Genomic DNA, 25,650 nt, shown 5'->3' on the forward strand with positions numbered 1-25,650 from the left:
CCATGATGGTCCCCCTCGCGCTGATGATGCTCGGCGCGCTGGCTGCGGCGATGGCGCCGCGCCTGATGGCCCGCGCCGACTGGCCCGACCGCGAACCGGTGCTCGCCCTGTGGGTGTGGCAGTGCGTGGTCGCCGCCGTTCTGCTGTGCTGTGTCCTCGCGATGTCGCTCAGCGGCGCCGCCGCCTGGGAAGCCGTGCGCAGCCATCTGTTCGGCCATGCTCCGCGCGTCGTCGTCGAGGCGTACGCGCTCAAGGCGTACGGGCCCTGGTCCGGCGTGCTGGCCGGGGTGCTGGCGGGCGGCGGCGCCTGGACGGCCGTCATGCTCACCCGGGAGGTGCGCGGCGCCCGTGCCCGGCGGCGGCAGCGGCGTACGGACCTGGTGCGGCGTGCCCCGCTGCTGCCCGGCGAGGAGCGGACCGCCGACCGGCTCGTCGTCCTGGAGGGCGACCGCCCCGAGGCGTGGTGGCTGACCGGCGCCACACCCCAACTGGTGATCACCACCGCGGCGTTGCGCCGCCTGAAGGGACGTCAGCTCGATGCGCTGATCGCCCACGAGCAGGGCCACGCACGGGCCCGGCACGATGTCCTGCTGCACTGCGCCTCGGCCCTGGCGGCCGGTTTCCCGCAGGTCCCGGTCTTCGCCGCGTTCCGCGACCAGGTGCACCGGCTGGTCGAGCTGGCCGCCGACGACGTGGCCTCGCGCCGCTTCGGGCGGCTGACGATCGCCCTGGCCCTTGTCGAACTCAACGAGGACCGCGGGGTGTTCGGCCCGTGCCCCACCCAGTGCACCGAGCTCCCGGACCGCGTGGACAGGCTGCTGGCCCCCGCGCCGCGTTTCACGCCCGGCCGGCGCCTGCGGATGACGGCGATCGCGGCGCTGGTCCCGGCGGTCCCGCTGCTGGTGACGTTCATGCCGGGGCTGAGCGCACTGACGTACTGAAGACCTACGGGAGTTCGAAGGTACCCGAGAGCGCGCACACGTACGAGCGCACCTCCCTACCGGACTCCCTGGCCCTCCCCGCTTCCCCTAAGCGAAGATTCCCCCATGCCCTCCAGGCCACCCTCCGCACCGCCGCGCTCTTCCCTCTCCCCCACCCTCCTCCCTCTCCTCCTGCTCCTCCCCTTCACCGCCCTCCTCGCCCTCGTCGCCGCCCGCTGGAGCCCCCTGCTCGCCCTCGACCGGTCCCTGGCCACGGCCTTCCACCGCACGGCCGTCGCGGACCCCGGTCTGACACAGGCCAACCGGATCCTCTCCGACTGGGTCTGGGACCCCTGGACCCTGCGCGCCCTCCTGGCCGTCGCGGTCATCGCCCTCCTGTGCCGCCGGCAGTGGGTGCCCGGCTGCTGGGTCGCGGTCACGGCAGCCCTGGGCACAGCACTCCAACAGGCGCTGAAGGCCCTGGTCGGCCGGCCCCGCCCGGTGTGGCCGGACCCCCTTGACTCGGCGAGCTACGCGGCGTTCCCCTCGGGGCACGCGATGACGGCGGCGGTCGCGGGCGGTCTCGCGCTGTGGCTGCTGCGGCTGTACGGGGCGCGCCGGGCCTGGCGGTGGGCCGCCACGGCGCTGGTCGCGGTGTCCGTGGCGGGCGTCGGCCTGACCCGCGTGTATCTGGGGGTCCACTGGGCCACGGATGTGCTGGGCGGCTGGCTGCTGGGCGGTGCCCTGGTGGCGGCCGCGGGGCTCGCGTACGTCCGGCGGTACGGAAGTCGGTACGAGACCCGCTGCGGGGCCCGGCCCCCGACCCGGTACGAGGCGCGTCGATGACGGCGGGCCGTCGGCACGACAGGATGGCAGTATGACGATCAAGGGTGTGCTCTTCGACTTCTCCGGGACGCTGCTGCGCATCGAACCGCCGGAGAGCTGGCTGCGCGCGGTGCTCGCGGAGACCGGAACGGAACTCCCGGAGGCGGAGACCGTACGCCTCGCGGCGGAGCTGGGCCGGGCGGGCGCGCTGCCCGGCGGCCCCTCGCCGGAGCGGCTGCCGCCCGGCCTGGCCGCCCTGTGGGAGGTCCGGGACCGCAGCGCGGACCGGCACCGCGAGCTGTACACCGGCCTGGCCCGGCAGGTGCCGCTGCCCGACGAAAGGCTGTACGACGCGCTGTACGAGCGGCACATGACCGCCGCCGCGTGGGCGCCGTACCCGGACGCCGCCGAGGTCCTGGACGGACTCCGGCGGCGCGGCCTGCGCATCGGCGTGGTCAGCAACATCGGCTGGGACCTGCGCCCGGTGCTCCGCGCCCACGGGCTCGACCGCTTCGTCGACAGCTACGTCCTGTCGTACGAGCACGGCATGCAGAAGCCGGACCTGCGGCTCTTCGAGATCGCGTGCGAGGAGCTGGGGCTGGCGCCCACGGATGTCCTGATGGTGGGCGACGACCGGACGGCGGACGGGGCGGCGACGGCGCTGGGCTGCGCGTACCTGCCCGTCGACCACGTGCCGGTGGCCGAGCGCCCGGACGGCCTGCGCCCCGCGCTCGACCTGGCCGGCTGACCCGCCCACCGTCCCTTCTACGGCCGCACCACATCCGTATGGATCGCCAGCTTGAACTGCGCGTGCGTGATCGCGGTCGGCACCTTGGCGTCCCCGGCCCCGCGCGCGGAGATCTTCAGCCCGACCGGTGTCCCCCGGTGGACGAACATCTGCCACACATACGTCTTGTACTGGCCGCCCCCGGTCTTCCACGTGTCGGTGGTGGCCGTCGAGTCGTAACCGGGCCCGAGCGGATCGCGTACGAACCGGGCCCGGTACTCGTTCGGCCGGTCGTCCGCGTCCCAGAAGACCATCGCGGACAGCACGCCCCAGCCCTCGTGGCTCGGCCAGATCAGCCCCGACCGCGCGTCGGGGAACGTGGACGGCGTGCCGCCCCCGTTGGCCGGATCGTGCATCTTCCATGGGTCGTACGACTCGGCGTCCGCCGCGTACGGGAAGCGCACGAGGTGGTACCCGTCATCGTCGTACGAGATCTTCTGCGTCCCCGCCCCGTGCTTCGCCGCGTCCCAGAGCAACGAACACACCGCTACGGACATGGGCCCCTCCCCCAACTCACGGCCACCGGAGCCCCGTCGGCCCCGCCGGTCCATTGCGCCACAGGTTTCGGGTGACCGGTAGAGGGCGGGCGCGAGACGGAGGAGGGGTATACGGCGGGATCAGCTGATCCCCACCACCGCCAGCGCACCCCGCTGAGCGGCCGTGACCTCCGTCGGGAAGTACACGTAGCAGATTCCCCCGGTGCCGCTGACGACCTTGCCCTCGGCGTTCTTGCGCTTGGTGCGGAGCCAGATGCGTTCGAACTCACGACGCTTGTAGACGCGGCGGACGGCGGCGTTGGTCGGGGAGTTGGGGTCGTTGGCGATCACGTCGCCGGATTTGGTGAAGCCGATGACGGTCATCAGGTGGCCGGCCGTGCCGTAGCCCGCCCCGGTCAGCTCGGTGGCCAGGAAGGACTGCGAGGTGATGACGGGGATGCCGGCGCGGACCAGGGTCTCGGCGTCGGAGAGGGTGCCGAGGCGGGTGACGGCGGCCTCCATGTCCCGGTAGGTGGCCGCGTAGGCCGTGTTGAAGGGCCAGTTGCCGCAGCCCTGGTACTGGTAGTCGTAGGTGAAGCGGGCGGCGTGGCAGACCTGGGGGTCGGCGTAGGCCGGGTTGACCCAGGCCAGGTCGGCGGCGGTGGGTTTGCGGCCCCAGTACTCGATGATCATCTGGGAGGAGGTGGGGCTGCACCACGCCTCGCCGCCGTTGTCGTACTCGGGGTACTGGCCCTTGTGGATCTCCTGGGAGTAGCGCGGCACGGTCAGTTCCCGGCCGGTCGCCACGCCGGGCTTGGAGGCCGGCACGTCGAAGCGGTCGGGGACGGCCGACCCCATCAGGCCCAGGCGCCACACGGTGGGGGTGAGGGTGGTGCCGGGCCTGCGGTGGAGGGTGACGCGCAGTTCGTAGGAGGCCAGCCGCAGGCCGCTCGCCGGGGTGTCGATGGCGAACGTGTCGGTGGAGATGTTGCTCCTGCCGTCCTTCTGGCCGTCGACGGAGGTACGGCGGATGTCGCCGTCCCCGGCGGCCCAGCGGCCCATCACGTACCACGGGGTGCGCCCGCCGTCGCTGTACGTGCCGCGCATCTCGACGGTGATCCAGGTGCCGGCCGGGGTGTGGGCGTTCCAGGAGACGACGGCTTCCGTGGACGGAATCTTCAGAGTGCGGGCCGGGGACGTCCAGACCGCGTACTCCCAGGTGGCGGTGGTACCGGTGTGCGGGTCGCGGTACTCGGCCGAGCCGGCGGGGCGGTCGATGGCCACGCCGGGGCGGCTCCCGTTCACCACGCGGGTGCCGTTCGCGACGCCCTGCTTCCACTCGGCTGCGGTGTGCCAGGCTCGGTAGTCCACGAGACGCTTCGCCTTCGGTGCGGCGGACGGTTCGGAAGGGGAGGCGGCGTGCGCCAGGGGTGCGGCCGCGCCTGCCGCTACGGCGAGGGCGGCGGCCAGAACGGTACGCCGGGGCGTGGGTCTGTTCATCGGTGGGTCCCCCAGTCGGATGCGATGGAGTGAGCCGGCGGAACGGTGGAGCGGTCGGGCGGGTGGCCGGTGGGACAGGCCGCCGGTCGGGCCGGACGGCCGGTGGAGCGGAGAGCGGGCGGTGCGGTGGGCCGGGCACGGGCGGTCCAGGGGCTGCCCGTACGGCGGCCGTGGCTCAACTATTGCCCCGCGCACGCCCTTCGGCCAGCGGTTCGTCGCGCGTCGCGGAAGGGATCATCTGATTGCGGCAGCCGGGGCGCTTCCGCGGCGGGGTGGGGGGCCGTGACGCCCGCGGGGCCGGAAGACCCGTAACGGTAATCTTGCCGCGTTCCTCCAGCCCCGTCAGACAGGCAGCAGCGTGAGTCAAGAGCCGTTCCGGCCGTTCCCGTCCGGGGCGGCGCCGTCCCGCGCGCCGGGCGACCTGGGCGCCCTCGCCGCCCGGCTGCGCGCGCTGCCCCCGTCCTGCGGCCCGGTGCGGCTGATCGCGGTGGACGGGCATGCCGGGTCCGGGAAGAGCACATTCGCGCGGCACCTGGCCGCGGCGCTGGGCGGCGCCCCGGTCGTCCGGCTGGACGACATCGCCACCCACGACGAACTGTTCGCCTGGACGGACCGGTTCCGCGCCGAGGTCCTGGCACCGCTGTCGCGTGGCGAGTCCGCGCGGTACCGGGTGTACGACTGGGAGCGCAGGGAGTTCACCGCGCGCCGGGAGCTGGCACCGGCGCACGCCGTCGTCGTGGAGGGCGTGGGCGCGGGCCGGCGCTCCCTGCGCCCGTACCTGGCGTGCCTGCTGTGGATGGACCTGACGGCCGGTCACTCCTGGGAACGGGGAAGGCTGCGGGACGGACAGGCTCTCGAAGGGTTCTGGGATGACTGGATTCCTGCGGAACGCGCCCATTTCGCGGCGGACCCCTCGCGTCCGTACGCCGGCCTGCTGGTACGCGGGCGCGCCGAGGGGTACGAGGTGCTGCCGGGGCCTGGCGGGACGGACGGGACCCCCTGAATTGTCACCGTCCGTGACGAACCACGGGCGGTACGCAGATCGTCGCCGTGCGCGTACCGCCGACTGCCTCAACTCGGCTTGACCTGGGGGGCGTACAGGACTTACGTTCTCAATGTGCGGTTCTGACGGACCGCCCGCAGACGCGAAGCCCCCGGTTGTTCCCCCGTGATCGGGGGCTTCGTTCTGTGACCCGCGCGCCCGGCGCGCGCCGACGCCGTCCGTCCCTCACCCTATGTCACCGCTCCCTTCGCGCCGCGGAGCCTCGTCTTCCTCCCTGCCGCCCTCTTCGGCCTGCGCCGATACCGCAGGTACGATGCGAGTCCGTGCCACCGAAGGACGCATACCGAAGAGCACCGAAGTGCCCGGACGGCGAGCAACGCCCGTCCACGGTACGGCGGTTCGAAAACGCTGCGGCCTGGCACTCGCCCGGCGGCACACCACGGGGGACGTTTTGTGGGGGACGTGATGGATTTCGGCACCCAGGGCACACACGCCCCGGCCGAACTCGCCTGGCTGCGCGCGGTGGACGCCTACACGGTGGGCGCGTACCCGCAGGCGGAGGAGGAGTTCCGGGCCGCGGTGCGGATGGATCCGACGATGGCCGACGGCTGGCTCGGCCTGCACGCGCTGCGTGCGGACACCTCGACCGCGCTGCTGCGCATGCACCGGCACCGCGACCGTTTCGGGGAACAGCGGGCCCGGCACCGGCGCACACTCAATTCCTGGTACTGGCTCGGGTGGTGGGTGCAGCCGGTGCTGGAGACCGGCCGCGACCTGCTGCTGGCGCACGCCTCGCACTGGCTCGACGGCCGCCATGTGGCCGAGCTGGACCAGGCGTTGGCGGGCTGCCCGCCGGTGGACACCGACCCGCAGGTGCGCTTCCTGCACGCCTGCCGCGCCTATCTCGTCAAGGACTGGGACCAGCTCGTCCGGCACACCGAACCGCTGCTGGACGACCCGCTGCTCGGCATCGAGGCCGGGCTGTTCGGCGGCATGGCGCGGGTGCGCCAGGAGATGTACGGGCAGGCCGAGCCGCTGCTGGCGGCCGCCCTGATGCGCTGCCGCAGCGAGCAGCCGCAGCGCAAGGAGCTGCGGTACTGGCTCGCCCGCGCCCACGAGGGCACCGGCCGCAGCGCGGCGGCGCTGCCGCTGTACCGCGCGGTGCACCGCGTCGACCCGGCGTTCATGGATACCTCGGCCCGGCTGGCGGCCATAGCCGAGGGCGACGGCCTGGAGGAGGGCACGGACCTCGCGGCCGTTTCCGCCGCCGGCCTCGGCCAGGAGGCGGGCGGCGATCTCGACCCGCTCTCCCCGCTCGACCCGGTGGACGGGCGGGAGCTGCTGGCCACGACCGAGCCGGAGGGCCCGGACAGTGACCTGGCGGGCGGCTCCCCGGGGGACGCGGGCCCCGCCGTACGGGAGAAGTCCGCGCCCGGCGGGCCGCGCGGCGCCGATCAGCTGCCGGCCGGCCCGTCCGACCCCGTACTGCTGGAGAAGGCGCTCGCCGAGCTGGAGCGGATGGTCGGGCTGGAGCCGGTGAAGCGTCAGGTCAGGGCGCTGTCGGCGCAGTTGCGGATGGCGCGGCTGCGGGCGGGCCAGGGCCTTCCGGTGCAGCCGCCGAAACGACACTTCGTCTTCTCCGGCCCCTCGGGCACCGGCAAGACCACGGTGGCCCGGATACTCGGCCGGGTGTTCTACGCACTCGGCCTGCTGGGCGGCGATCACCTCGTGGAGGCGCAACGGGCCGACCTGGTCGGCGAATTCCTGGGCCAGACCGCCGTGAAGGCGAACGAGCTGATCGACTCGGCGCTGGGCGGGGTGCTGTTCGTGGACGAGGCGTACAGCCTGTCGAACTCCGCGTACAGCAAGGGCGACGCGTACGGCGACGAGGCCCTTCAGGTGCTGCTCAAGCGGGCCGAGGACAACCGCGACCGGCTCGTCGTCATCCTCGCCGGCTATCCGGAGGGCATGGACCGCCTGCTGGCCGCCAACCCCGGCCTGTCCTCCCGCTTCACCTCGCGCGTCGACTTCCCGAGCTACCGACCGCCGGAGCTGACCGCCATCGGCGAGGTGCTGGCCGCCGAGAACGGCGACCACTGGGACGAGGAGTCGCTGGAGGAGCTGCGCAGCATCAGCGGACATGTGGTCGAGCAGGGCTGGATCGACGAGCTGGGCAACGGCCGCTTCCTGCGCACCCTGTACGAGAAGAGCTGCGCCTACCGCGACCTGCGGCTGTCCACCTGGTCCGGCACCCCGTCCCGCGACGACCTGGCCACCTTGCGCCTGCCGGACCTGATGCAGGCGTACGGCGAGGTCCTCTCCGGGCGCGGCCCGGCCATCGGACCGGGCCCGGACATGCCGCCGCCGCTCTGACGGAACGCCCGGCCCGCTCAGGCCCCGGCGCCCCGGACCCCGGCGCTCTCAGGCCCCGCCGTCGAAGCCCGCCAGCAGCGCCCGTACGGCGTAGTCGAAGCGCGCCGCGTCGTCGGCCCCGTGACCGCCCTGCCCGGCCTCCACGAGCAGCGGGAAACGGGCGGCGTCCAACTGCGCAAGGTACGCCGTTGAGCCGGGCGCGCCCTGCTCGTTGACGCGGGCGGTGGCCGCCTCGACGGCGGCGTGGCCGATGACGAAGACGGTGAGCGCGTTCAGCACGTCCAGCGCCCGGCCGAGCGGGAAGCCCGCGTCCCGCAGCATCCGCAGGCCGCTCTCGACCGCGCCGAGGGTCTGCGGCGTCACCGCGGGGCGGCTCATCGCCAGGGGCAGTACGGCGGGGTGGAGCAGCAGCGTGCGGCGCAGCGACCCGGCGTACCGCTCCAGGGCGGGCCGCCAGCGCGCGCCGTCGGCCGTGAGCGGCGCCGCCTGCTCGAACACCCGCTCCACCAGGCCGTCCAGCAACGCGTCCTTGTTCGGGACGTAGTGATAGAGCGTCATGGCCTCGACGCCGAGGTCGGCGCCGAGCCGGCGCATCGAGAGGGCGGCCAGCCCGTCGCGGTCGACCAGCGCGAGCGCCGCGTCCAGCACCCGCTGCCGGGACAGCCCCGCCCGTTCGCCTCGCGCCCGCTTGTGCCCCTTGGCCACGGCCATCCCTCCTTGACTTTCTTACGACGTAAGGCGATTCTACCCGGCGACCCGTTACTTACAGCGTAAGAAAAGAGGGGTGCCGGCATGGACGCGACCCGCACGGACCGGAACAAGCAGCTCGTCACCGACCTGTTCGCGGCGATCACCGCACGTCGGACGGCGGATCTGCCCAGGTACCTGGCGGCGGACGTGCTCGACCACAACAAGATCATCCACGGCGAGCCGGACGCCCCGGGAGCCGCCTTCGACGGCTTCCGGCAGCAGCTCGACGCCTTCTCCGAAGCGCGGATGCAGCCGCGCGAGCTGATCGCCGAGGGCGACCGCGTGGTGGCCCGGCTGCTGGTCAGCGGGGTGCACACCGGGGCGCATCCACGGATGCCGCGGCCCACTCACCGGCGGTTCGCGGTGGAGCAGATATGGATCTTCACCATACGGAACGGGAAGATCGCGGAGATCCGGGCGGTCAGCGACCGGCTGGGCATGTTCGCGCAGCTCGGCTGGGACTGGCCGGAGACGGCGTGAGCCCGCGGACCGGCCGGAAACGGGGTGAGTCCGCGGACCGGCCGGAGACGGCGTGAGCCCGCGGACCGGCCGCAAACAGCGTGAGCCCGCGGACCGGCCGCGGGCTCACCCCGTACATCACCGGCGCCTCACCCAGCCAGCGCCCGGTCCTCCCTGGCCGGCCCCGGCGCCTCGGGGATCCGGGTGCCCTGCGCGCCGAACGCCGCCACGGGCGGCAGGTCCTCCTGCCGGTGCGACGGATCGCGCACCTCCCCCACCAGCTTCTCCAGTACGTCCTCCAGCGCGACCAGACCGAGCACCCGCCCGGTCGCGTCGGCGACGGCGGCCAGGTGGGAAGCGGAGCGGCGCATCGCGGTCAGCGCGTCGTCCAGGGGGAGTTCGGCGCGCAGCGTCGTCATCGGGTGCCAGATGTGCTGCGGCACCGCGCGGTCGCCCTCCTCCAGGTCCAGTACGTCCTTGACGTGCAGATAGCCCATGTACGCGCCGCCGGGCGCGGACACCGGGAAACGGGAGTAGCCGGTCTTGACGGTCAGCTCCTCGACCTGGCGCGGGGTGACCGCCGGATCGACCGTGACCAGTCCGGCCGGGTCCAGGAGCACGTCGGTGACCGGGCGGCTGCCCAGCTCCAGCGCGTCGGACAGGCGCTCCTGCTCGGCGGGGGCCAGCAGCCCGGCCTGCTTGGAGTCCTCGACGAGGTGGGTGAGCTGTTCGCTCGTGAAGACCGCCTCGACCTCGTCCTTCGGCTCGACGCGGAACAGCCGCAGCACACCGCGCGCGCACGCCCCGAGCAGGGCGGTGACCGGGCGGCACAGCCGCGCGAAGGCGACCAGGCCGGGGCTGAACCACAGCGCGGTCTTCTCCGGCGCGGCCATCGCCAGGTTCTTCGGGACCATCTCGCCGATGACGAGGTGGAGGAAGACCACCGCGGCCAGCGCGATGACGTAGCCGAGCGGGTGGATCAGCGGCCCCGGGAGGTGGGCCGCGTGGAAGAGGGGCTCCAGGAGGCGGGCGACGGTCGGTTCGGCGACCGCGCCGAGCGTCAGGGAGCAGACGGTGATGCCGAACTGGGCCGCCGCCATCATCTGCGGCAGGTTCTCCAGGCCGTGCAGCACCTTGCGGGCCCGCTTGGAGCCCGCGGTGGCCAGCGGTTCGATCTGGCTGCGGCGCACCGAGACGAGCGCGAACTCCGCGCCCACGAAGAAGCCGTTGACCAGGACCAGGAAGGCGGCGAACAGGAGCTGGAGGAAACTCACCGGGCCACCTCCGCGAGCAGCGGAGCGGGAACGGCGGCGCTCGCGGTGCGTATGATGCGCACCCGCGCGGCGCGGTGGTGGGACACCAACCGCACCCGCAGCCGCCAGCCGTCCAGTTCAGCGGTGTCGCCGGGGGCGGGCACCCGCCCGAGTATGTGCGCCACCAGTCCAGCCACCGTCTCGTACGGGCCGTCGGGCGCGTCCAGGCCGATCCGGCGCAGTGTGTCGACCCGGCAGCCGCCGTCCGCGTCCCAGGCCGGGCGGCCGTCCTCGGGCGGTGCCTGCGCCAGCTCGGGCAGGGCCGCCCGGTCGTGCTCGTCGCGGACCTCGCCGACCAGTTCCTCGACGATGTCCTCCAGGGTGACCACGCCCGCCGTGCCGCCGTACTCGTCGACGACCACGGCTATCGGCTGCTCGCTGCGCAGCCGCTCCAGCAGCGGCTGCACCGGCAGTGTCTCGGGCACCAGCAGCGGCGGTACGGCGATCCGGCCCGCCGGGGTGCGCAGCCGCTCGTGCTCGGGCACCGCGAGGGCGTCCTTGAGGTGCACCATGCCCACCACCTCGTCCAGCCGGGTGCGGTAGACGGGGAAGCGGGACAGGCCGGTGGCGCGGGTGAGGTTGAGGACGTCCTCGGCGGTCGCGGACGCCTGGAGCGCGCTGACCCGTACCCGTGGGGTCATCACGTTCTCGGCGGTCAGCCCGCCGAGCGAGAGGGTGCGGACGAACAGGTCGGCGGTGTCCTGCTCGATCACTCCGGCGCGGGCCGAGTGGTGGGCGAGCGAGACCAGTTCGCCGGGGGTGCGGGCGGACGCCAGCTCGTCGGTCGGCTCGACGCCCAGGGCCCGTACGAGCCGGTTGGCGACCGTGTTCAGCAGGGAGATCACCGGGCGGAAGAACCGCGAGAAGGCGCCCTGCGGGCCCGCGACGAAGCGGGCGACCTGGAGCGGCTTGGAAACCGCCCAGTTCTTGGGCACCAGCTCGCCGAGGACCATCTGCACGGCGGAGGCCAGCAGCATCCCGATGACGACGGCGACGCCCGGTACGGCGCCGGCCGGCAGCCCGGCGGCGGTCAGCGGCCCGGACAGCAGATGGGCGAGGGCGGGCTCGGCGAGCATGCCGACCACCAGGGAGGTGATGGTGATGCCGAGCTGGGTGCCGGAGAGCTGGAAGGAGAGTTCGCGCAGCGCGGAGACGACGGTGCGGGCGCGCCGGTCGCCTGCGGCGGCGGCCCGTTCGGCCTCCGCCTTCTCCACGGTCACCAGGCCGAATTCGGCGGCGACGAAGAAGCCGTTGGCGAGGATCAGGACGAGTGCCGCCGCGAGCAGCAGCAGACTGGCGGTCATGCCGCCGCCTCCGTCGGGAAGCGGAATTCCCCCGTATGCGGGGGTTCCGAGGAAGGGGCGGCGCAGGTACTACCGGACGATCCGTCCATTGCTGGAGGGAGTCACTCCTCAGGTCGCTGGGGCCCCGGGCCGGGGCGGGGCGCGGGCGCGCCCTGGGCACCAGGGTAAACAGCCGGGCCCCGGTAAGGGCAGGTCACCGGTTGGGTTGACTGCCGGTGCCGTGGCTGTCGGCGAGCGCCCGGAGCGTACGGGCGTCCCGGATCGCCTGGTCGCGCGCGATGCCGGGCTGGATGCCCATCGCGGGCAAGCTGGTGCCGTCGGCCAGGTCGAGGTGCACCCACGGGTCGCCCTGGCGCAGGTTGACGCGCAGCACCTGCGCCCAGGCCAGCTCGCGCTTGGTGGTGAGGTTGACGACCGTGATGCCGTCCTGGTGGGCGACCACCTTGGGGCGGGCGAGCAGCAGCAGCACGCCGAGCACGATCAGTCCCGTGAACACGAAGCTGATCCGCTCGCCGGGGCCCAGCTTCGGCAGCAGCACGGCGATCACCGTGAGCACGGCGAGCTGGGCGATACCGACGCCGTACAGCACGGCCCGGGTACGGCCGGGCCGGAACGTCACCGGGAGGGCGGGCAGGGGCGCGGGGGCAGGCGCGGACACGTCGCTGGGCTCTTTCGTACGGGCCGCCGGCGCGGGCCGGCGGCGGAGGCGGCCGCCGCCCGTCGGCGGCGGCCGGGCCGCCGGATCAGAGGCGGCAGGCGTGGATGCCGGTGGTCAGGATGGCGCGGGCGCCCAGCTCGTACAGCTCGTCCATGATGCGCTGGGCGTCCTTGGCGGGGACCATCGAGCGGACCGCGACCCAGCCCTCGTGGTGCAGCGGGGAGACGGTCGGCGACTCCAGGCCCGGGGTGAGCGCGACGGCCTTCTCGACGTGCTCGACGCGGATGTCGTAGTCCATCATCACGTAGCGCCGGGCGACCAGGACGCCCTGCATGCGGCGCAGGAACTGGCGGACCTTCGGGTCGTCCTCGGGCGCGTCCTTGCCGCGGATGACGACCGCCTCGGACTTCAGGATGGGCTCGCCGATGATCTCCAGTCCGGCGTTGCGCAGGGTGGTGCCGGTCTCCACCACATCGGCGATGATCTCGGCGACGCCGAGCTGGATGGCGGTCTCGACCGCGCCGTCGAGGTGGACGACGGAGGCGTTCACGCCGTTGTCGGCGAGGTGCTGGGTGACCAGGCCGGAGAAGGAGGTGGCGACCGTCATGCCGTCGAAGTCGGTGACATCCTTGGCGGTGCCCGGGCGGGTGGCGTAGCGGAAGGTCGAGCCGGCGAAGCCGAGCTGCATGATCTCCTCGGCCTGCGCGCCGGAGTCCAGCAGCAGGTCCCGGCCGGTGATGCCGATGTCCAGCTTGCCGGAGCCGACGTAGACCGCGATGTCGCGCGGGCGCAGGAAGAAGAACTCGACCTCGTTCTCCGCGTCGACCAGGACCAGCTCCCTGCGGTCCTTGCGCTGGCGGTAGCCGGCCTCATGGAGCATCGCCGACGCAGGCTCGGACAGTGAACCCTTGTTCGGGACGGCGATGCGCAGCATGAGAGGTGACTTCCTTCGTACGAGGTGGTGACAGGGAAAGGGGGTGGTGCGGGGTGAGCCGGGCGGCTCAGAGGTGGGCGTAGACGTCGTCGAGGGTGAGGCCCTTGGCGACCATCATCACCTGGAGGTGGTACAGGAGCTGGGAGATCTCCTCGGCGGCGGCCTCGTCGGATTCGTACTCCGCGGCCATCCACACCTCGGCGGCCTCCTCGACGACCTTCTTGCCGATCGCATGGACGCCGGACCGGACCAGTTCGGCGGTGCGGGAGGTGGCGGGGTCGCCGGAGGCCTTCTGCTGGAGCTCGGTGAACAGCTCCTCGAACGTCTTCTTGGACATGATGGGCCCCACCCTACGCGGTCGCGGAGCGCCGCTCAGCGCCAGGGCTCGGCGACGGTGCGCAGCGTCGCGGCGGTCGCGACGGCGGCGGTCACCGCCTCGTGGCCCTTGTCCTCGGTGGAGCCGAAAATTCCGGCCCGGTCCAGCGCCTGCTCCTCGGTGTCGCAGGTCAGCACGCCGAACCCGATCGGTACGCCGGTGTCCACGCTGACCTGCGTCAGGCCCTGGGTGACGCCCTGGCACACGTAGTCGAAGTGCGGGGTGCCGCCGCGGATGACGACGCCGAGCGCCACGATCGCGTCGTAGCCGCGGCCGGCGAGGACCTTGGCGACCACCGGCAGCTCGAAGCTGCCGGGCACGCGCAGCAGCGTCGGCTCGTCGATGCCCAGCTCGGACAGGGCGCGCAGGGCGCCGTCCACCAGGCCGTCCATCACCTTCTCGTGCCACTGGGCGGCGATGACGGCCACCCGCAGGTCGCCACAGTTCTTCACGGACAGTTCGGGTGCGCCCTTGCCGCTCACGGTTCTCCTCGTGGTGTTCGTGTACGTACGGGTGGGACGGCCGGCGGTCCGGCCGCGGTGCTACTGGTTGCCGCAGGTCGACGCGCGCTCCGCGTCGAGCCAGGGCAGGTCGTGCCCCATCCGGTCCCGCTTGGTGCGCAGGTACCGCAGGTTGTGCTCGCCCGCCTGGACGGGCATCGGCTCCCGGCCGGTGACCTTGAGGCCGTACCGGACGAGCGCGTCGGTCTTCTCGGGGTTGTTGGTCATCAGCCGCAGCGACCGCACGCCGAGGTCGGTCAGCATCTGGGCGCCCGCGCCGTAGTCCCGGGCGTCGGCGGGCAGGCCCAGCTCCAGGTTGGCGTCCAGAGTGTCGACACCGCGCTCCTGGAGCTCGTACGCGCGCAGCTTGGACAGCAGCCCGATGCCGCGCCCCTCGTGGCCGCGCAGGTAGATCACCACGCCGCGGCCCGCCTCCTGGACGCGCCGCAGCGACTCCTCCAGCTGGGGGCCGCAGTCGCAGCGCAGCGAGTGGAAGATGTCGCCGGTCAGGCACTCCGAATGGACCCGTACGAGGACGTCCTCGCCGTCGCCGATCTCCCCGGCCACCAGCGCGACGTGCTCGACGCCGTCGACGGTGGAGCGGTAGCCGTACGCGGTGAACTCGCCGTGGCGGGTGGGCAGCCGGGTGGTCGCCTCGCGGCGGACGGTCGGCTCCGAGCTCCGGCGGTAGGCGATCAGGTCCTCGATGGAGATGATCGACAGGCCGTGCTTGCGGGCGAACGGCACCAGCTCGGGCAGCCGCAGCATCGTGCCGTCCTCGCCGGCGATCTCCACGATCGCGGCGGCGGGCCGCAGCCCGGCCAGCCGGGCGAGGTCCACACCGGCCTCGGTGTGGCCGTTGCGCTCCAGGACGCCGCCCTCGCGGGCGCGCAGCGGGAAGATGTGGCCGGGCCGTACGAAGTCGGCGGGGGCGGCGTCGCCGGAGGCGAGCAGGCGCAGGGTGGTGGCGCGGTCGGCGGCGGAGATGCCGGTGCTGACGCCGTGCGCCGCGGTGGCGTCGACGGAGACGGTGAACGCGGTGCGCATCGACTCGGTGTTGTGCTCGACCATCTGCGGCAGCGCCAGGCGGTCCAGTTCCGCGCCGTCCATGGGGGCGCAGATCAGGCCGCGGCACTCGCTCATCATGAAGGCGAGGATTTCCGGGGTGGCGCGTTCGGCGGCCACCACGAGGTCGCCCTCGTTCTCCCGGCTCTCGTCGTCCACGACCACGACCGGACGGCCGGCGGCGATGTCCGCGACCGCCTGCTCGACGGGGTCCAGGACCAGCGCGGCGTCGGGGGCGCCCTCGGGGTCGTACCAGCTCTGCAGTGCGGTCATGCCGCCGCTCCTTCCAGGACGGGCTGCGGATTCGTACGGGAACGCAGCCACCAGTCGCGCATGCCCCACAGGACGAGGCCGAGATAGACGACGTAGACCAGGCCGGAGAAGGCCAGGCCGCTGCTGAAGGCCAGGGGGACGCCCACGATGTCGACGAGCAGCCAGGCGAACCAGAACTCGACCAGGCCGCGGGCCTGGGCGACCATCGCCGCCAGGGTGCCGACGAAGATGTACGCGTCGGGCCAGGGGTTCCAGGACAGCTGCGGTACGAGGGCGAACAGCGCGCCGACGGCGACGGTGCCGGCGGCGGTGCCCGCGACGAGCAGGGCGCGCTCGCGCCAGGTGGCGAAGCGGACGGCGATGGAGCCGTCCTGGGCCTGCCGCCGGCCGCGCTGCCACTGCCGCCAGCCCCACAGCGCCACGCCGATGACCAGCAGCTGCTTGCCGACGCCGCCGCTGAGGTGGGCGTAGGCGTATGCGGAGACGAGGATCAGGCCGGAGAGGAACTGGGCGGGCCAGGTCCATATGGAGCGCCGCCAGCCGAAGGCGAGGGCGGCCAGGCCGATGGTGTTGCCGACCATGTCGGACCAGATGACCTGCTGCCCGAAGGCGGAGAACGCCGGGCCGTTCAGCCAGTCGAGGAGGTTCACCGCAGGCTCTCTTCCACGGCCGCGGCGGCCGTCGCGGTGCCCCGGCCCTGGCCCAGCAGCCGCTCCACGTACTTCGCCAGTACGTCGACCTCCAGGTTGACCGGGTCGCCGGGCTGCTTGATGCCGAGGGTGGTCAGGGCAAGAGTGGTGGGGATCAGGCTGATGGTGAAGAAGTCGTCGGCCGCCTCGACCACGGTCAGGCTCACGCCGTCGACGGTGATGGAGCCTTTCTCCACGACGTAGCGGGCGAGGTGGGCGGGCAGCGCGACCTTCACGATCTCCCAGTTCTCGCCGGGCGTCCGCGCGACGATCGTGCCGGTGCCGTCCACGTGGCCCTGGACGAGGTGGCCGCCCAGGCGTCCGCCGAGCGCCATCGGGCGTTCGAGGTTGACGCGGGAGCCGGCGGCGAGGGCACCGAGGCTGGAGCGGTTGAGCGTTTCGGCCATCACGTCGGCGGTGAAGGTGCCGTCGCCGGTGTCGACGACGGTCAGGCAGACGCCGTTGACGGCGATCGAGTCGCCGTGTTTCGCGTCCTGGGTGACGAGCGGGCCGCGCAGGGTGAACCGGGAGCTGTCGCCGAGGTTCTCGACGGCGGCGACCTCACCCAGTTCTTCGACGATTCCGGTGAACACGTCAGTTCTCCTCGTTCAGGGCGGCGTTCGGGGCGGGGTCCGTGCCGGGGTCCGTGCCGGGGTTCAGGGCACGCGCGGCCGGGACGGCGGTGATGCGCAGATCCGGTCCGAGCCGGTCGGTGGCGGTCACATCGAGGCGCAACGCCTGGTCGATCGTGCCGATTCCGGCGTCGCCGAGGGCGGCGGGTCCGGCGCCGAGCAGGACGGGCGCGAGATAGCCGACGACCTTGTCGACGGCGTGCGCGGCCAGGAAGGAACCGGCCAGGGTCGGGCCGCCTTCCAGGAGCACGGAGCGCACGTCGCGGGCGTACAGGGCGTCGAGCAGGGCGGGGATGTGCAGTCCGGTGCCGTCGGCGGTGCGCGGCAGGCGGACGATCGGTGCGAGGCCTTCGAGGTGGCCGGCGTCGGCGTCCTCGGCGACCGCGATCAGGGTGGGGGCGGTGCCGTCCAGGACGCGGGCGCCGGGTTTGACGACGGCGGCGCCGGTGTCGATCACGACCCGCAGCGGCTGGCTGACCTCGGCGTCGGCCAGGCCCGCGAGCCGGGCGCCCAGGTGCGGGTCGTCGGCGCGGGCGGTGCCGGAGCCGACGATCACCGCGTCCGCCTGGGCGCGCAGCCGGTGCACATCGGCGCGGGACTCGGCCGAGCTGATCCAGCGGCTGGTGCCGTCGGCGGCGGCGATCCGGCCGTCGAGCGTGGCGGCGTACTTCCACAGGACGAACGGGCGGCGGCGCAGTACGGCGGTCAGCCACGCCTCGTTGCCGGCCGCCGCCTCGTCGGCGAGCAGTCCGCCCTCGACCTCGATCCCGGCCTCGGCCAGGGTGGTGCAGCCGCCGGTGGCGGTGGGGTTCGGGTCCGGGACGGCGTAGTGCACCCGGGCGATGCCCGCCTCGATGAGGGCCTGCGCGCACGGTCCCGTACGGCCGGTGTGGTTGCAGGGTTCCAGGGTGACGAAGGCGGTGCCGCCGCGGGCCCGCTCGCCCGCCTGGCGCAGCGCGTTGACCTCGGCGTGCGGACCGCCGGCCCGTTCGTGCCAGCCCTCCCCGACGACGTGCCCGGCGGCGTCGAGGACGACACAGCCGACGACGGGATTGGGGCTGGTGTGCCCGAGACCGTGCGCGGCAAGCTGGATGGCTCGGCGCATCGCCGCGGTCTGCGCGGGGGCTGGGGTGGCCACCGGGTCCTCCTGCCTGTGAAGGCACGGACTCCGGGGCTGTCACGAAGGACAGGAAAAACGGGAACGGGACAACGGGGACACCGAGGCCGAAAAGGGGGCCGCCACGCGTGAACGCGAGGACGACCGCCGGCGGCGGTGTACCGCTGCTCGCCCGCCGCGCACTGCCTCCCATCCGGACTTTAACCGTCGGTGCAGGAATTCCACCTGCTCAACCGGCCGCTGGAGGCGGCCGGGTCGCGGACTGTTACCGCCGGTTCGGACTTTCACCGACCCCGGAGTGCGCTGCGTATGTCAATTCAGTACGGCTTCAGTCTGCCACGTCTGATCGTCGGCCATGCGGGCGGCGGCCTGTGGGGTGCCTCACAGGGTCCGGCGCGCGTGTCACGTTCCGGCCCGGCGCCCGGTCGGTACGGTGCCGGGCCTCGCGGGCCCGGCACCGACGCCCCATCCCCTACCTGCGAGGACTGATCGCGATGACGACGATTCTGGTGACCGGCGGCACCGGCACGCTCGGCCGCGCCGTGGTCGAGCGGCTGCTCGCCGACGGCCATGACGTGCGCACCCTCAGCCGCCGCCCCGGCACCGGCACCGAGCGGCCCCGGCTCAGCTCGTACGCGGTGGACCTGCGCGACGGCTCGGGGCTGGCCCCGGCGCTGGCGGGCGTGCACACGGTGATCCACTGCGCGTCGGCGCCGACCGGCGACACCGAGGCCGCGGGCCGGCTCATCGAGGCGGCCCGGGCCGCCGGGGTACGCCACCTGGCCTACATCTCCATCGTCGGCGTGGACCGCGTACCGCTGGGCTACTACCGCGCCAAGCGCGACGTGGAGCGGCTGATCGCGGACTCCGGGCTGGGCTGGACCGTGCTGCGCACCACCCAGTTCCACGACCTGGTGCTGTCGATGGTCAAGGCCGGTGCCCGGCTGCCGGTGATCCCGGTGCCGGCCGGTGTCCGGCTCCAGCCGGTGGACGTACGCGAGGTCGCCGACCGGCTGGTCGCGCTGGCCCACGGCGAACCGGCGGGCCGGGTGCCGGACATGGGCGGCCCGGAGGCCCGCAGCGCCCACGCCCTCGTACGGGACACCCTGCGGGCCGGCGGGCGGCGGCGCCTGCTCGTACCGGTGTGGCTGCCGGGCAGGCTGTTCGGGGCCCTGCGGCGGGGCGAGAACCTGGCGCTTGATCACGCGGACGGGACGGTGGGATACGGGGACTTCCTGGCGGCGCGCGGCGGGAAGGCCGGGAAGGCGGCTGCGGGGCGGTAGGCCCTTCAGGGCTCGCAGCGTGCCGCTGCCTCAGCCCGCAGGCCCGAAGAGATCGTCCTGCGCCGCGTCCATCGCGGCGAGCACCGCGCCGCGCAGCACCGCCCGGCCGCCGACCGTGCCCGCGCGCACCTCGGTGTGCAGCGGGGACATCCGGGCGAGGTGGTCGGCGACCCGCTCGGCCAGCGCGTCGCCGCCCGCGCGGCCGGTCTCACCGCCGAGGACCACGCAGCCCGGGTCCAGTACGGCGCAGACGGCCGCGGCCCCGAGGGCGAGCCGGGCGGCCAGCGCGTCGAGGAAGGCGGCACCGGCACCGCCCGCGCGGACGGCGGCACGGACCAGCGCCTCGGCGGGGGGCGCGCCGGGGTCGGCCGTATCGGAGAACCCGGCTCCCTCGATCCCGTACTCGGCGGCCAGTTCGCACACCGCCGCCGAACCCGCCAGCGAGTGGAAGCCGCCGTCGCAGCCCGCGGCGGTGGGCAGTCCGCCCGTACCGGGTACGGGCAGGAAGCCGATCTCGCCGGTGCCGCCCGAGGCGCCGCGCCGCAGCCGGCCGTCCAGGACGACGGCGGCGCCGGTGCCGTGGCCGAGCCAGAGCAGGACGAAGGTGTCGCGGTCGCGCGCGGAGCCGTCGCGCTGTTCCGCGATGGCGGCGAGGTTGACCTCGTTCTCCAGCAGGACGGGCGCGGCGGGCCACGCGCCGAGCGCCGTGACGAGCGCGGTGTGCCAGGCGGGCACCCATTCGGTGCCGCGGAACCGCCCGGTGGCCGGGTCCACCAGGCCGGGCGCGCCGACGGCGACGGTGTGCGGCCGGGCCGCCCCGGCGGCGCCGAGCAGCTTCTCCAGGGCGGCGACACCGTTCGCCGCGGCCTGCGCGGGGTCCATGCCCGGCTCCACCGGGACGGCGGTCTCGGCCTGCACCCGGCCGAGCAGATCGGCGACCGCGACCGTGGCGCTGTCCGTGCGCAGGTCCACCGCGGCCAGGTGGGCCCGGCCGGCGACGATCCCGTACAGCCGGGCGTTGGGGCCGCGCCGCCGCGCGCCGGACTCGCCGACCACCGCGATCAGCCCGGCGGCCTGGAGGCGCTCGACGAGGTCGGCGACGGTCGGCCGGGACAGCCCGGTGCCCGCCTTCAGCTCTCCCGCGGTCAACGGCCCCTCATTGAGCAGGAGTTGGAGGGCCAGCCGGTCGTTGATCGCCCGTGCGGTACTCGGCGAGGCGGTGCGCGGGGCAGCGCGTACGGCGGCCGGTGCGGTGGCACGTACGACGGCGTGCACGGCGGCCGGTGCGGTGGGGCGGCCGGGAGCGGTTCCGCGCGTCTCGTCCATGACCGGATCCTTCCAGACCCCTCCGGGCGGACAGCGCCGCGGTACCGCCGGGGAATCTTCTTTTTATCAGGCAGGGTTCCTGATAATTTAACGCGCATGGATGGCTCAGGCGTTCCCGACGCGGCTTCCACGGCCGCCCCACCCCCCGAACCGGCCTCCGGACCGCGCTTCTCCCCGGCCCGGCTGCGCCGCGCCCGCTGGTCCGTGGCCGTGGTCTTCCTCGTACACGGCTCGGTGGCCGGCAGCTTCGCCACCCGCGTCCCCTGGATCCAGGACCACGCCCAGATCGGCGCGGGACAGCTGGGCCTCGCCCTCGCCTTCCCCGCGATCGGCGCGTCGCTCGCCATGCCCCTGGCCGGCCGGATCAGCCACCGCCTCGGCGCCCGAGCCGCACTGCGCCTGCTCCTCACCCTGTGGACCCTCTCCCTCGCACTCCCCGCCCTCTCCCCCAACCTGTACGGCCTGTGCGGCGGCCTGCTGGTCTACGGCGCGACCTCGGGCACGGCGGACGTGGCGATGAACGCGCTGGGGGTGGAGACCGAGAACCGGCTCGGCAAACCGATCATGTCGGGGCTGCACGGCATGTGGAGCGTGGGCGCCCTGCTGGGCTCGGCGGCCGGTACGGCCGCGGCACATGCCGCCACCGACGCCCGGCTGCACCTGGCCGTCGCCGCGATGATCTCCGCCACCCTGGGCTTCCTCGCCTGCCGGGGCGTACTGGACCTGCGCAGCACCGCCGACGAGCACCCGCCGCCGCGCTTCGCGCTGCCCCCGAAGTCCGCGCTGATCATCGGCGCGGTCGGGTTCTGCGCGGTGTTCGCGGAGGGCGCCAGCCTCGACTGGTCGGCGGTCTACCTGCGCGACGTGCTGGGCACCGACCCGGGCCTGGCGGCGGCCTCGACCACCGCCCTGACGTGCACCATGGCGGCGGCCCGGCTGGCGGGGGACGCGGTGGTCGCCCGCTTCGGCCCGGTCCGCACCGTACGCACCAGCGGCGCGCTGGCGACGGTCGGCGGCCTGCTGATCGTGCTGGCCCGGCACCCGGCGATGGCGGTGACCGGGTTCGCGCTGATCGGACTGGGCATCGCGGTCGTGGTGCCACTGGCGTTCGCGGCGGCGGGCCGCAGCGGCCCGGCCCCCAGCCAGGCCATCGCGGGCGTCGCCACGGTCACGTACACCTCCAGCCTGATCGCCCCGTCCCTCATCGGCTCGATCGCCCAGGCCACCTCGCTGACCGGCTCGTTCCTGCTGGTCACGGCGCTGGCCGGCGGGCTGGTCCTGGGCGCCGGGGTACTACGGGTGCCGGACCGGGGCGCCACGGCTCCCGAGACCGTACCGACCGGCAACCTGGAGCGCTGAGCCCCATGCCTCAGGCGGCCTGCTGCGCCTCCGGATGCAGCAGCTCCGCGGCTATCTCACGGGCGTGGTCCGACCACGGCGTGGGCCGCAGCGCCTGCGGGTCGACGCGCACCAGGACGCGGTGGCCGCGCGCGTAGGTCTGCTCGCCGTCGGCGGAGCAGAGCCGGAAGCCGTACGTCAGCCCGGTCCGCCCCAGCCGCTCGACCCACAGGTGGGCGGCGTAGTACCCGGGCCGGGTGACCGGCTGCTCGTACGAGACCTTCATCTCCTTGATCACATTGCACATGTCCCCGGCCGCCGCCCAGTCCCCGTCGAACCCGAACCCACGACCGTGCCAGAACTCGGCCCAGGCCCGCTCGACGAGCAGCGGATACCGCGAGTTGTGCAGCATCCCGAGCGCGTCGAGGTCGTCGAAGTGCACGGTGACGGGGACCAGCTGTCCGTACGGGACGGCGGGGACGGCCTCAAGGGCTTCGACGCTCACGGGGTGGTGCTCCTGGTTCTGTGGCGGTGGGCGGCGGGGTGTGGTGGGCGCCGCCTGATGTTGTTGCTGTTGATCGTTCAAGAAGTGAACCCAGCCATCGTATGCGGCTGGCCGGAAGGCGGTGGTGGCGGGGCGGGGGCGGTCTGCGCACCCGATCGCTTCGCGGCAGCAGGCCGGCCCTCACCGCGACGGGCGACCCCGCGCTACCGCCCTACTGCGCTCACCACCGCGCCCCTAGGCTCGCGGTCATGACGAACAGCGACCACGCCGTAGTGATCACGACGACGGACTCCGAGGCCAAGGCCCGTGTTCTGGCGGGCGCGGTGGTGAACGCGAAGCTCGCCGCGTGCGCCCAGGTGTACGCCATCTCGTCCATCTACCGGTGGGAGGGGAAGGTCGAGCAGGACCAGGAGTGGCGGATCGACTTCAAGACGCGTGGCGGCCTGGTCGACCGGCTCTCCACGTTCATCGCCGAGCACCATGACTACGACGAACCGGAGATCATCTCGTTGCCGGTCACGGGTGGCTCGCCCGGCTACCTCGCCTGGGTGACGGCGGAAACCCGGAGCTGACCGTTATCCGGCCGCGGCGCGGATCTCCTCCCGCAGGCTCCGCGCCGTTGCGCTGTCCGGCAGGGCGCGCCTCAGTTCCCGCATCCGCACGTCGACCATGGTGACCCCTGCGTAGTTGTGGGCCAGGGCGGTGTCGAGCGCCTGCCGGGCAAGGTCCACCCCGTGCTCACCGTCCCCGGTCGTCAGGTGGGCCATCGCGGCGTCGCACAGAACTGCCACGTTCACTTTCGGATTGCCGGTGTCCAGACGCTCCACGGAGCGATCCGCCTGGACGACGGCCTCCGAGTGCCGCAGGCGGGTGTACGTCGAGACCGCCATCGAGTCGAGGCGCGCAGGACGCAGGAAGCGTACCCATGGCTGCTCGGTCCCGGGAGTGGCGAACTGATAGGCGGTTCGCGCACGTTCGAGCGCCCGTACCGCGGCATCGCCTGCCCCGGCCCGGGCGCGCTCTTCCGCTTCCCTTGCCGCCGTCCATGCGTGCGCGGTGGCGTACCCGGGCCCACTGACACACTCCTGCGCCTCACCGAGCATCTGGGCAGCTCGCGCGGGACTGCCTGCCGCGTACGAGGCATACGCCAGCGCAAGCGCGTCCAGCGGGCGATGTCCGGTCTCCTTGGCGGCATCGCGGACCGTCCGGTAGTAGTGCGCGGCGGTCTCGTACTCTCCGCGGTCCCATGCGGCCCACCCGGCGAGAGCCGCGGTTTCGCCGGCCGTGATGATCAGTGCCGGCCGGTGCCGGCCGGCGCGGGGGATGACCGACGTGACGGCATCGAGGTGAGTAATGATGCGCGCGGACAACAAGGGGGCGGGTACGTGCTCCTCATCGGCGTACAACTTCGCTGTCGCCCCGACGAGCTGCCCCGACGTTTTCGCGTCCACGTTTCCGCCGGAGAGAGCGGCGGCCAGCCGCCCCCAAGGCTCCGCTGCCGCGCCCGCGGCCACCGCTGCCGTCCCCAAGAACTTCCTTCGCTCCACCTGTCCCTCCGTTCCGTCGTCGTGTGCCTGTACCGAGAGCCGGTCCAACCTGCGCCGTCGCCGGGCGGCGACCGCGGCCCTGTTCAAGAGGTCAGCCGGCACACCGAACGAATCCGCCATGTGCGCGCGCCAGTAGGGACCGGGGATGACCCCCCGTTCCCAGTCCGAGACCTGATGCCGGTCGACATGGCGTCCGGTCCGGCGGTTCAGATCGTCGGCTTGGTCCTGCTGGGAGCGGCCCGAGCTCTCGCGCAGTTCCCTCAACAGCGGACCGATCGCGTGCTCTCGCATAGTCCCGCCCCTCGGACGTGTTCGACCGGAACCTCGCGTAGAAGCCAACGCCGAAAGCCAACACGAAGATACGCCCCACACGCTGCCTACTCCCCGTGGTGATGCCCCGGCGTTGACTGGGCGGACCCGCCGAGCCGGACCCAGCGTTCACGTCCGGCGCACGGCGGCTTGGAGGAGACCACTCGGCGCTGCCCCGGCGGGGCTGAGCGGTCCACCGCTCGGAGGGAAGTCCCCGTGTCCGTAATCGCGCCCAGATCTCATGCGATCGGCGTGCCCGGCTACAGCGAAACGCTGCCGTGCACGCCGGAGTCCGTCCACCGCGCCCGTCAGCTCGTTGACACGGCCTTACGGACGTGGGGGCTCAGCGGCCTGACCGACGACGTGACGGTGGCTGCTTCCGAGTTGGTGACCAACGCCGTGCAGCATGCGAAAGGCCGCCACTTTCGCCTGCGCATCAGCCGGCTCGCCCCCTCGCGCGTGCTCATCGCCGTCACCGACCGGTCTTTCGTCCAGCCCGTCCTGCGCACGCCGAACGCAGACGACGCCAGGGGGCGCGGCCTCGTCCTGGTCGATGAGCTGGCCGCCCATTGGGGCACCGAACCGCGCCCCTTCGGAAAGACCGTCTGGGCCGAATTCGTCAACGCCCGGCAGGCGTGACAGCCGCCACCGAACTCCGTGACAAGAGCACCTGAACGCGCTCGCGCTGATCGCGGCCACAGGCTGCGGTCGGGCGGGTCACAAGTCCACGTCAGTACCTCTCCCAGGAAGGAAGTGCAGTAGTGAACGTCAATCTCGTCCGCCCGGCCCCCGAAAAGGTGGTGAAACCGGCCCGCGCCATGCCGGCAACCATCGAAGCGGATCCAGAGTTCAGCCGCTTGCGCACTGCGTGCGCGAAGTACGACGAGGACTGGACCTCTTTCATGGGATATGCCATCGGTGAATGGGACCACGGCGATTACACGCATCAGGTCTACCGCGCGGCCTGGGGCCCGACCATGAACCAACGCTGTTGGTTCGGGAAAGAAGAGACCGCCAAGCGCAGGGCGGCCGTCATGGCGAAGTACCAGACCATGGGCATTCTCGACGGAGGCCGCCGCTTCCTTCCCGGCTTCGCCCAGGCACGCTGACCGAGCGCCAGGCGCAGCGCCGTAACAGCGTCGATCTCCGGAAAGGCTCGTGGGATCTCGGCTGACGCCCGGTCGATGATCGATTCGACCATGGCAGGCGCTGCGCCGTACAGCAGCTCGCGCAGGTACGGAACCAGGTCATCCGCGTCTGCCGGCAGCTGAAGGTCCGGGGGCTGCGGTACCGGTGCCCCCTCGGACTTGTACCGGGCCGCAGGAAGTCCGACTTTCTCCGGGTGGACGCAGACAGGCACACCGGCTGCCGTGTACCGGTGGCCGTCC

27 protein-coding genes and 1 riboswitch are annotated in these 25,650 nt (G+C 73.0%); of the genes, 11 read left to right on the forward strand and 16 right to left on the reverse strand.

Annotated features, from left to right (window positions below):
- The first annotated feature begins 2 nt into the window (after positions 1 to 2).
- The 3 genes from IH45_RS0107035 to IH45_RS0107045 all read left to right on the forward strand — a co-directional run bounded on the left by IH45_RS0107035 (position 3) and on the right by IH45_RS0107045 (position 2,493).
- The gene (locus tag IH45_RS0107035) at positions 3 to 941 is read left to right on the forward strand and encodes a M56 family metallopeptidase (RefSeq protein WP_030663053.1); all 939 of its coding nucleotides are present in this window, start codon (positions 3 to 5) and stop codon (positions 939 to 941) included.
- Between the two features lie 105 nt (positions 942 to 1,046).
- Entirely contained in the window at positions 1,047 to 1,766 is a 720-nt protein-coding gene (locus IH45_RS0107040) for a phosphatase PAP2 family protein (protein WP_050514600.1), read from the forward strand.
- Between the two features lie 31 nt (positions 1,767 to 1,797).
- On the forward strand, positions 1,798 to 2,493 hold the full coding sequence (locus tag IH45_RS0107045) for an HAD family hydrolase (RefSeq protein ID WP_030663059.1): 696 nt from the start codon (positions 1,798 to 1,800) through the stop codon (positions 2,491 to 2,493).
- A 17-nt stretch (positions 2,494 to 2,510) separates the two neighbouring features.
- On the opposite strand, the gene IH45_RS0107050 is transcribed toward IH45_RS0107045, so the two are convergent.
- Entirely contained in the window at positions 2,511 to 3,029 is a 519-nt protein-coding gene (locus tag IH45_RS0107050; protein ID WP_030663062.1) for a hypothetical protein, read from the reverse strand.
- A 120-nt stretch (positions 3,030 to 3,149) separates the two neighbouring features.
- Complete coding sequence (locus tag IH45_RS0107055) at positions 3,150 to 4,508, reverse strand: peptidase C39 family protein (RefSeq protein ID WP_030663065.1); 1,359 nt, start codon at positions 4,506 to 4,508, stop codon at positions 3,150 to 3,152.
- A 358-nt stretch (positions 4,509 to 4,866) separates the two neighbouring features.
- Here IH45_RS0107055 and IH45_RS0107060 point away from each other — a divergent pair, with 358 nt between their 5' ends.
- The gene (locus IH45_RS0107060; protein WP_050514601.1) at positions 4,867 to 5,511 is read left to right on the forward strand and encodes a uridine kinase family protein; all 645 of its coding nucleotides are present in this window, start codon (positions 4,867 to 4,869) and stop codon (positions 5,509 to 5,511) included.
- A 465-nt stretch (positions 5,512 to 5,976) separates the two neighbouring features.
- Entirely contained in the window at positions 5,977 to 7,884 is a 1,908-nt protein-coding gene (locus tag IH45_RS0107065; RefSeq protein ID WP_030663071.1) for an AAA family ATPase, read from the forward strand.
- A 48-nt stretch (positions 7,885 to 7,932) separates the two neighbouring features.
- On the opposite strand, the gene IH45_RS0107070 is transcribed toward IH45_RS0107065, so the two are convergent.
- On the reverse strand, positions 7,933 to 8,595 hold the full coding sequence (locus tag IH45_RS0107070) for a TetR/AcrR family transcriptional regulator C-terminal domain-containing protein (protein WP_030663074.1): 663 nt from the start codon (positions 8,593 to 8,595) through the stop codon (positions 7,933 to 7,935).
- 81 nt (positions 8,596 to 8,676) lie between these two features.
- Here IH45_RS0107070 and IH45_RS0107075 point away from each other — a divergent pair, with 81 nt between their 5' ends.
- Positions 8,677 to 9,114, forward strand: coding sequence for an ester cyclase (locus IH45_RS0107075; protein ID WP_030663077.1), 438 nt, complete (start codon positions 8,677 to 8,679; stop codon positions 9,112 to 9,114).
- 128 nt (positions 9,115 to 9,242) lie between these two features.
- Here IH45_RS0107075 and IH45_RS0107080 read toward each other — a convergent pair whose 3' ends face one another.
- The 10 genes from IH45_RS0107080 to ribD all read right to left on the reverse strand — a co-directional run bounded on the left by IH45_RS0107080 (position 9,243) and on the right by ribD (position 17,942).
- Positions 9,243 to 10,367, reverse strand: a complete 1,125-nt coding sequence (locus IH45_RS0107080; RefSeq protein WP_030663079.1) for a hemolysin family protein — start codon at positions 10,365 to 10,367, stop codon at positions 9,243 to 9,245.
- Positions 10,364 to 11,710 (reverse strand): hemolysin family protein, encoded by a 1,347-nt coding sequence (locus IH45_RS0107085; protein ID WP_030663081.1) that lies wholly within the window; start codon positions 11,708 to 11,710, stop codon positions 10,364 to 10,366. Before IH45_RS0107085 ends, IH45_RS0107080 begins: the two co-directional genes overlap by 4 nt.
- Positions 11,711 to 11,903: 193 nt before the next feature.
- A complete protein-coding gene (locus tag IH45_RS0107090; RefSeq protein ID WP_030663084.1) occupies positions 11,904 to 12,368 on the reverse strand; it encodes a PH domain-containing protein in 465 nt (154 codons plus the stop codon).
- 85 nt (positions 12,369 to 12,453) lie between these two features.
- Positions 12,454 to 13,302, reverse strand: a complete 849-nt coding sequence (gene hisG / locus IH45_RS0107095) for an ATP phosphoribosyltransferase (protein ID WP_030663087.1) — start codon at positions 13,300 to 13,302, stop codon at positions 12,454 to 12,456.
- A gap of 67 nt (positions 13,303 to 13,369) precedes the next feature.
- A complete protein-coding gene (locus tag IH45_RS0107100) occupies positions 13,370 to 13,639 on the reverse strand; it encodes a phosphoribosyl-ATP diphosphatase (protein WP_030663089.1) in 270 nt (89 codons plus the stop codon).
- A 35-nt stretch (positions 13,640 to 13,674) separates the two neighbouring features.
- Entirely contained in the window at positions 13,675 to 14,160 is a 486-nt protein-coding gene (gene ribH / locus IH45_RS0107105; RefSeq protein WP_003986918.1) for a 6,7-dimethyl-8-ribityllumazine synthase, read from the reverse strand.
- Between the two features lie 60 nt (positions 14,161 to 14,220).
- Positions 14,221 to 15,516, reverse strand: coding sequence for a bifunctional 3,4-dihydroxy-2-butanone-4-phosphate synthase/GTP cyclohydrolase II (locus tag IH45_RS0107110; RefSeq protein ID WP_030663092.1), 1,296 nt, complete (start codon positions 15,514 to 15,516; stop codon positions 14,221 to 14,223).
- Complete coding sequence (locus IH45_RS0107115; protein WP_030663095.1) at positions 15,513 to 16,166, reverse strand: nicotinamide mononucleotide transporter family protein; 654 nt, start codon at positions 16,164 to 16,166, stop codon at positions 15,513 to 15,515. Before IH45_RS0107115 ends, IH45_RS0107110 begins: the two co-directional genes overlap by 4 nt.
- Positions 16,163 to 16,798, reverse strand: coding sequence for a riboflavin synthase (locus IH45_RS0107120; RefSeq protein ID WP_030663099.1), 636 nt, complete (start codon positions 16,796 to 16,798; stop codon positions 16,163 to 16,165). Before IH45_RS0107120 ends, IH45_RS0107115 begins: the two co-directional genes overlap by 4 nt.
- Position 16,799: 1 nt before the next feature.
- Complete coding sequence (gene ribD, locus IH45_RS0107125) at positions 16,800 to 17,942, reverse strand: bifunctional diaminohydroxyphosphoribosylaminopyrimidine deaminase/5-amino-6-(5-phosphoribosylamino)uracil reductase RibD (protein WP_030663102.1); 1,143 nt, start codon at positions 17,940 to 17,942, stop codon at positions 16,800 to 16,802.
- Positions 17,943 to 18,129: 187 nt separating this feature from the next.
- A riboswitch (FMN riboswitch) is annotated at positions 18,130 to 18,260 on the reverse strand.
- 188 nt (positions 18,261 to 18,448) lie between these two features.
- Here ribD and IH45_RS0107130 point away from each other — a divergent pair.
- Positions 18,449 to 19,237 carry an SDR family oxidoreductase gene (locus tag IH45_RS0107130; RefSeq protein WP_030663104.1) on the forward strand — a complete coding sequence of 263 codons (789 nt, stop codon included), beginning with the start codon at positions 18,449 to 18,451 and terminating at the stop codon, positions 19,235 to 19,237.
- Positions 19,238 to 19,267: 30 nt separating this feature from the next.
- Here the strand turns inward: IH45_RS0107130 and IH45_RS0107135 are convergent, their stop codons facing one another.
- Entirely contained in the window at positions 19,268 to 20,563 is a 1,296-nt protein-coding gene (locus IH45_RS0107135) for an ROK family transcriptional regulator (protein ID WP_078897318.1), read from the reverse strand.
- 96 nt (positions 20,564 to 20,659) lie between these two features.
- Here IH45_RS0107135 and IH45_RS0107140 point away from each other — a divergent pair, with 96 nt between their 5' ends.
- Entirely contained in the window at positions 20,660 to 21,922 is a 1,263-nt protein-coding gene (locus IH45_RS0107140) for an MFS transporter (protein WP_030663108.1), read from the forward strand.
- Between the two features lie 10 nt (positions 21,923 to 21,932).
- On the opposite strand, the gene IH45_RS0107145 is transcribed toward IH45_RS0107140, so the two are convergent.
- Complete coding sequence (locus tag IH45_RS0107145; protein ID WP_030663110.1) at positions 21,933 to 22,406, reverse strand: acyl-CoA thioesterase; 474 nt, start codon at positions 22,404 to 22,406, stop codon at positions 21,933 to 21,935.
- 248 nt (positions 22,407 to 22,654) lie between these two features.
- On the opposite strand from IH45_RS0107145, the gene cutA reads away from it, so the two are divergent.
- Positions 22,655 to 22,978, forward strand: coding sequence for a divalent-cation tolerance protein CutA (cutA, locus tag IH45_RS0107150; RefSeq protein ID WP_030663112.1), 324 nt, complete (start codon positions 22,655 to 22,657; stop codon positions 22,976 to 22,978).
- Positions 22,979 to 22,981: 3 nt separating this feature from the next.
- Here cutA and IH45_RS0107155 read toward each other — a convergent pair whose 3' ends face one another.
- Positions 22,982 to 23,920 (reverse strand): transcriptional regulator, encoded by a 939-nt coding sequence (locus tag IH45_RS0107155; RefSeq protein WP_158812954.1) that lies wholly within the window; start codon positions 23,918 to 23,920, stop codon positions 22,982 to 22,984.
- 558 nt (positions 23,921 to 24,478) lie between these two features.
- On the opposite strand from IH45_RS0107155, the gene IH45_RS0107160 reads away from it, so the two are divergent.
- Together IH45_RS0107160 and IH45_RS1000000148605 are read left to right on the forward strand one after the other, a co-directional pair.
- On the forward strand, positions 24,479 to 24,901 hold the full coding sequence (locus IH45_RS0107160; RefSeq protein ID WP_030663115.1) for an ATP-binding protein: 423 nt from the start codon (positions 24,479 to 24,481) through the stop codon (positions 24,899 to 24,901).
- A gap of 122 nt (positions 24,902 to 25,023) precedes the next feature.
- Positions 25,024 to 25,371 carry a hypothetical protein gene (locus tag IH45_RS1000000148605; protein WP_030663116.1) on the forward strand — a complete coding sequence of 116 codons (348 nt, stop codon included), beginning with the start codon at positions 25,024 to 25,026 and terminating at the stop codon, positions 25,369 to 25,371.
- Positions 25,372 to 25,650: the final 279 nt, after the last annotated feature.

It is taken from the genome of Streptomyces rimosus subsp. rimosus (assembly GCF_000720725.1).
Lineage (GTDB): Bacteria > Actinomycetota > Actinomycetes > Streptomycetales > Streptomycetaceae > Streptomyces > Streptomyces rimosus_A.

Coding starts and splice junctions, on each gene's coding strand:
- IH45_RS0107085 (WP_030663081.1), bottom strand. CDS start 11,710: ATGACCGCCAGTCTGCTGCTGCTCGCGGCGGCACTCGTCCTGATCCTC.
- IH45_RS0107135 (WP_078897318.1), bottom strand. CDS start 20,563: ATGGACGAGACGCGCGGAACCGCTCCCGGCCGCCCCACCGCACCGGCC.
- IH45_RS0107100 (WP_030663089.1), bottom strand. CDS start 13,639: ATGTCCAAGAAGACGTTCGAGGAGCTGTTCACCGAGCTCCAGCAGAAG.
- ribD (WP_030663102.1), bottom strand. CDS start 17,942: ATGCGCCGAGCCATCCAGCTTGCCGCGCACGGTCTCGGGCACACCAGC.
- IH45_RS0107130 (WP_030663104.1), top strand. CDS start 18,449: ATGACGACGATTCTGGTGACCGGCGGCACCGGCACGCTCGGCCGCGCC.
- IH45_RS0107075 (WP_030663077.1), top strand. CDS start 8,677: ATGGACGCGACCCGCACGGACCGGAACAAGCAGCTCGTCACCGACCTG.
- IH45_RS0107140 (WP_030663108.1), top strand. CDS start 20,660: ATGGATGGCTCAGGCGTTCCCGACGCGGCTTCCACGGCCGCCCCACCC.
- IH45_RS0107070 (WP_030663074.1), bottom strand. CDS start 8,595: ATGGCCGTGGCCAAGGGGCACAAGCGGGCGCGAGGCGAACGGGCGGGG.
- IH45_RS0107040 (WP_050514600.1), top strand. CDS start 1,047: ATGCCCTCCAGGCCACCCTCCGCACCGCCGCGCTCTTCCCTCTCCCCC.
- IH45_RS0107035 (WP_030663053.1), top strand. CDS start 3: ATGATGGTCCCCCTCGCGCTGATGATGCTCGGCGCGCTGGCTGCGGCG.
- IH45_RS0107050 (WP_030663062.1), bottom strand. CDS start 3,029: ATGTCCGTAGCGGTGTGTTCGTTGCTCTGGGACGCGGCGAAGCACGGG.
- cutA (WP_030663112.1), top strand. CDS start 22,655: ATGACGAACAGCGACCACGCCGTAGTGATCACGACGACGGACTCCGAG.
- IH45_RS0107055 (WP_030663065.1), bottom strand. CDS start 4,508: ATGAACAGACCCACGCCCCGGCGTACCGTTCTGGCCGCCGCCCTCGCC.
- IH45_RS0107065 (WP_030663071.1), top strand. CDS start 5,977: ATGGATTTCGGCACCCAGGGCACACACGCCCCGGCCGAACTCGCCTGG.
- IH45_RS0107045 (WP_030663059.1), top strand. CDS start 1,798: ATGACGATCAAGGGTGTGCTCTTCGACTTCTCCGGGACGCTGCTGCGC.
- hisG (WP_030663087.1), bottom strand. CDS start 13,302: ATGCTGCGCATCGCCGTCCCGAACAAGGGTTCACTGTCCGAGCCTGCG.
- IH45_RS0107110 (WP_030663092.1), bottom strand. CDS start 15,516: ATGACCGCACTGCAGAGCTGGTACGACCCCGAGGGCGCCCCCGACGCC.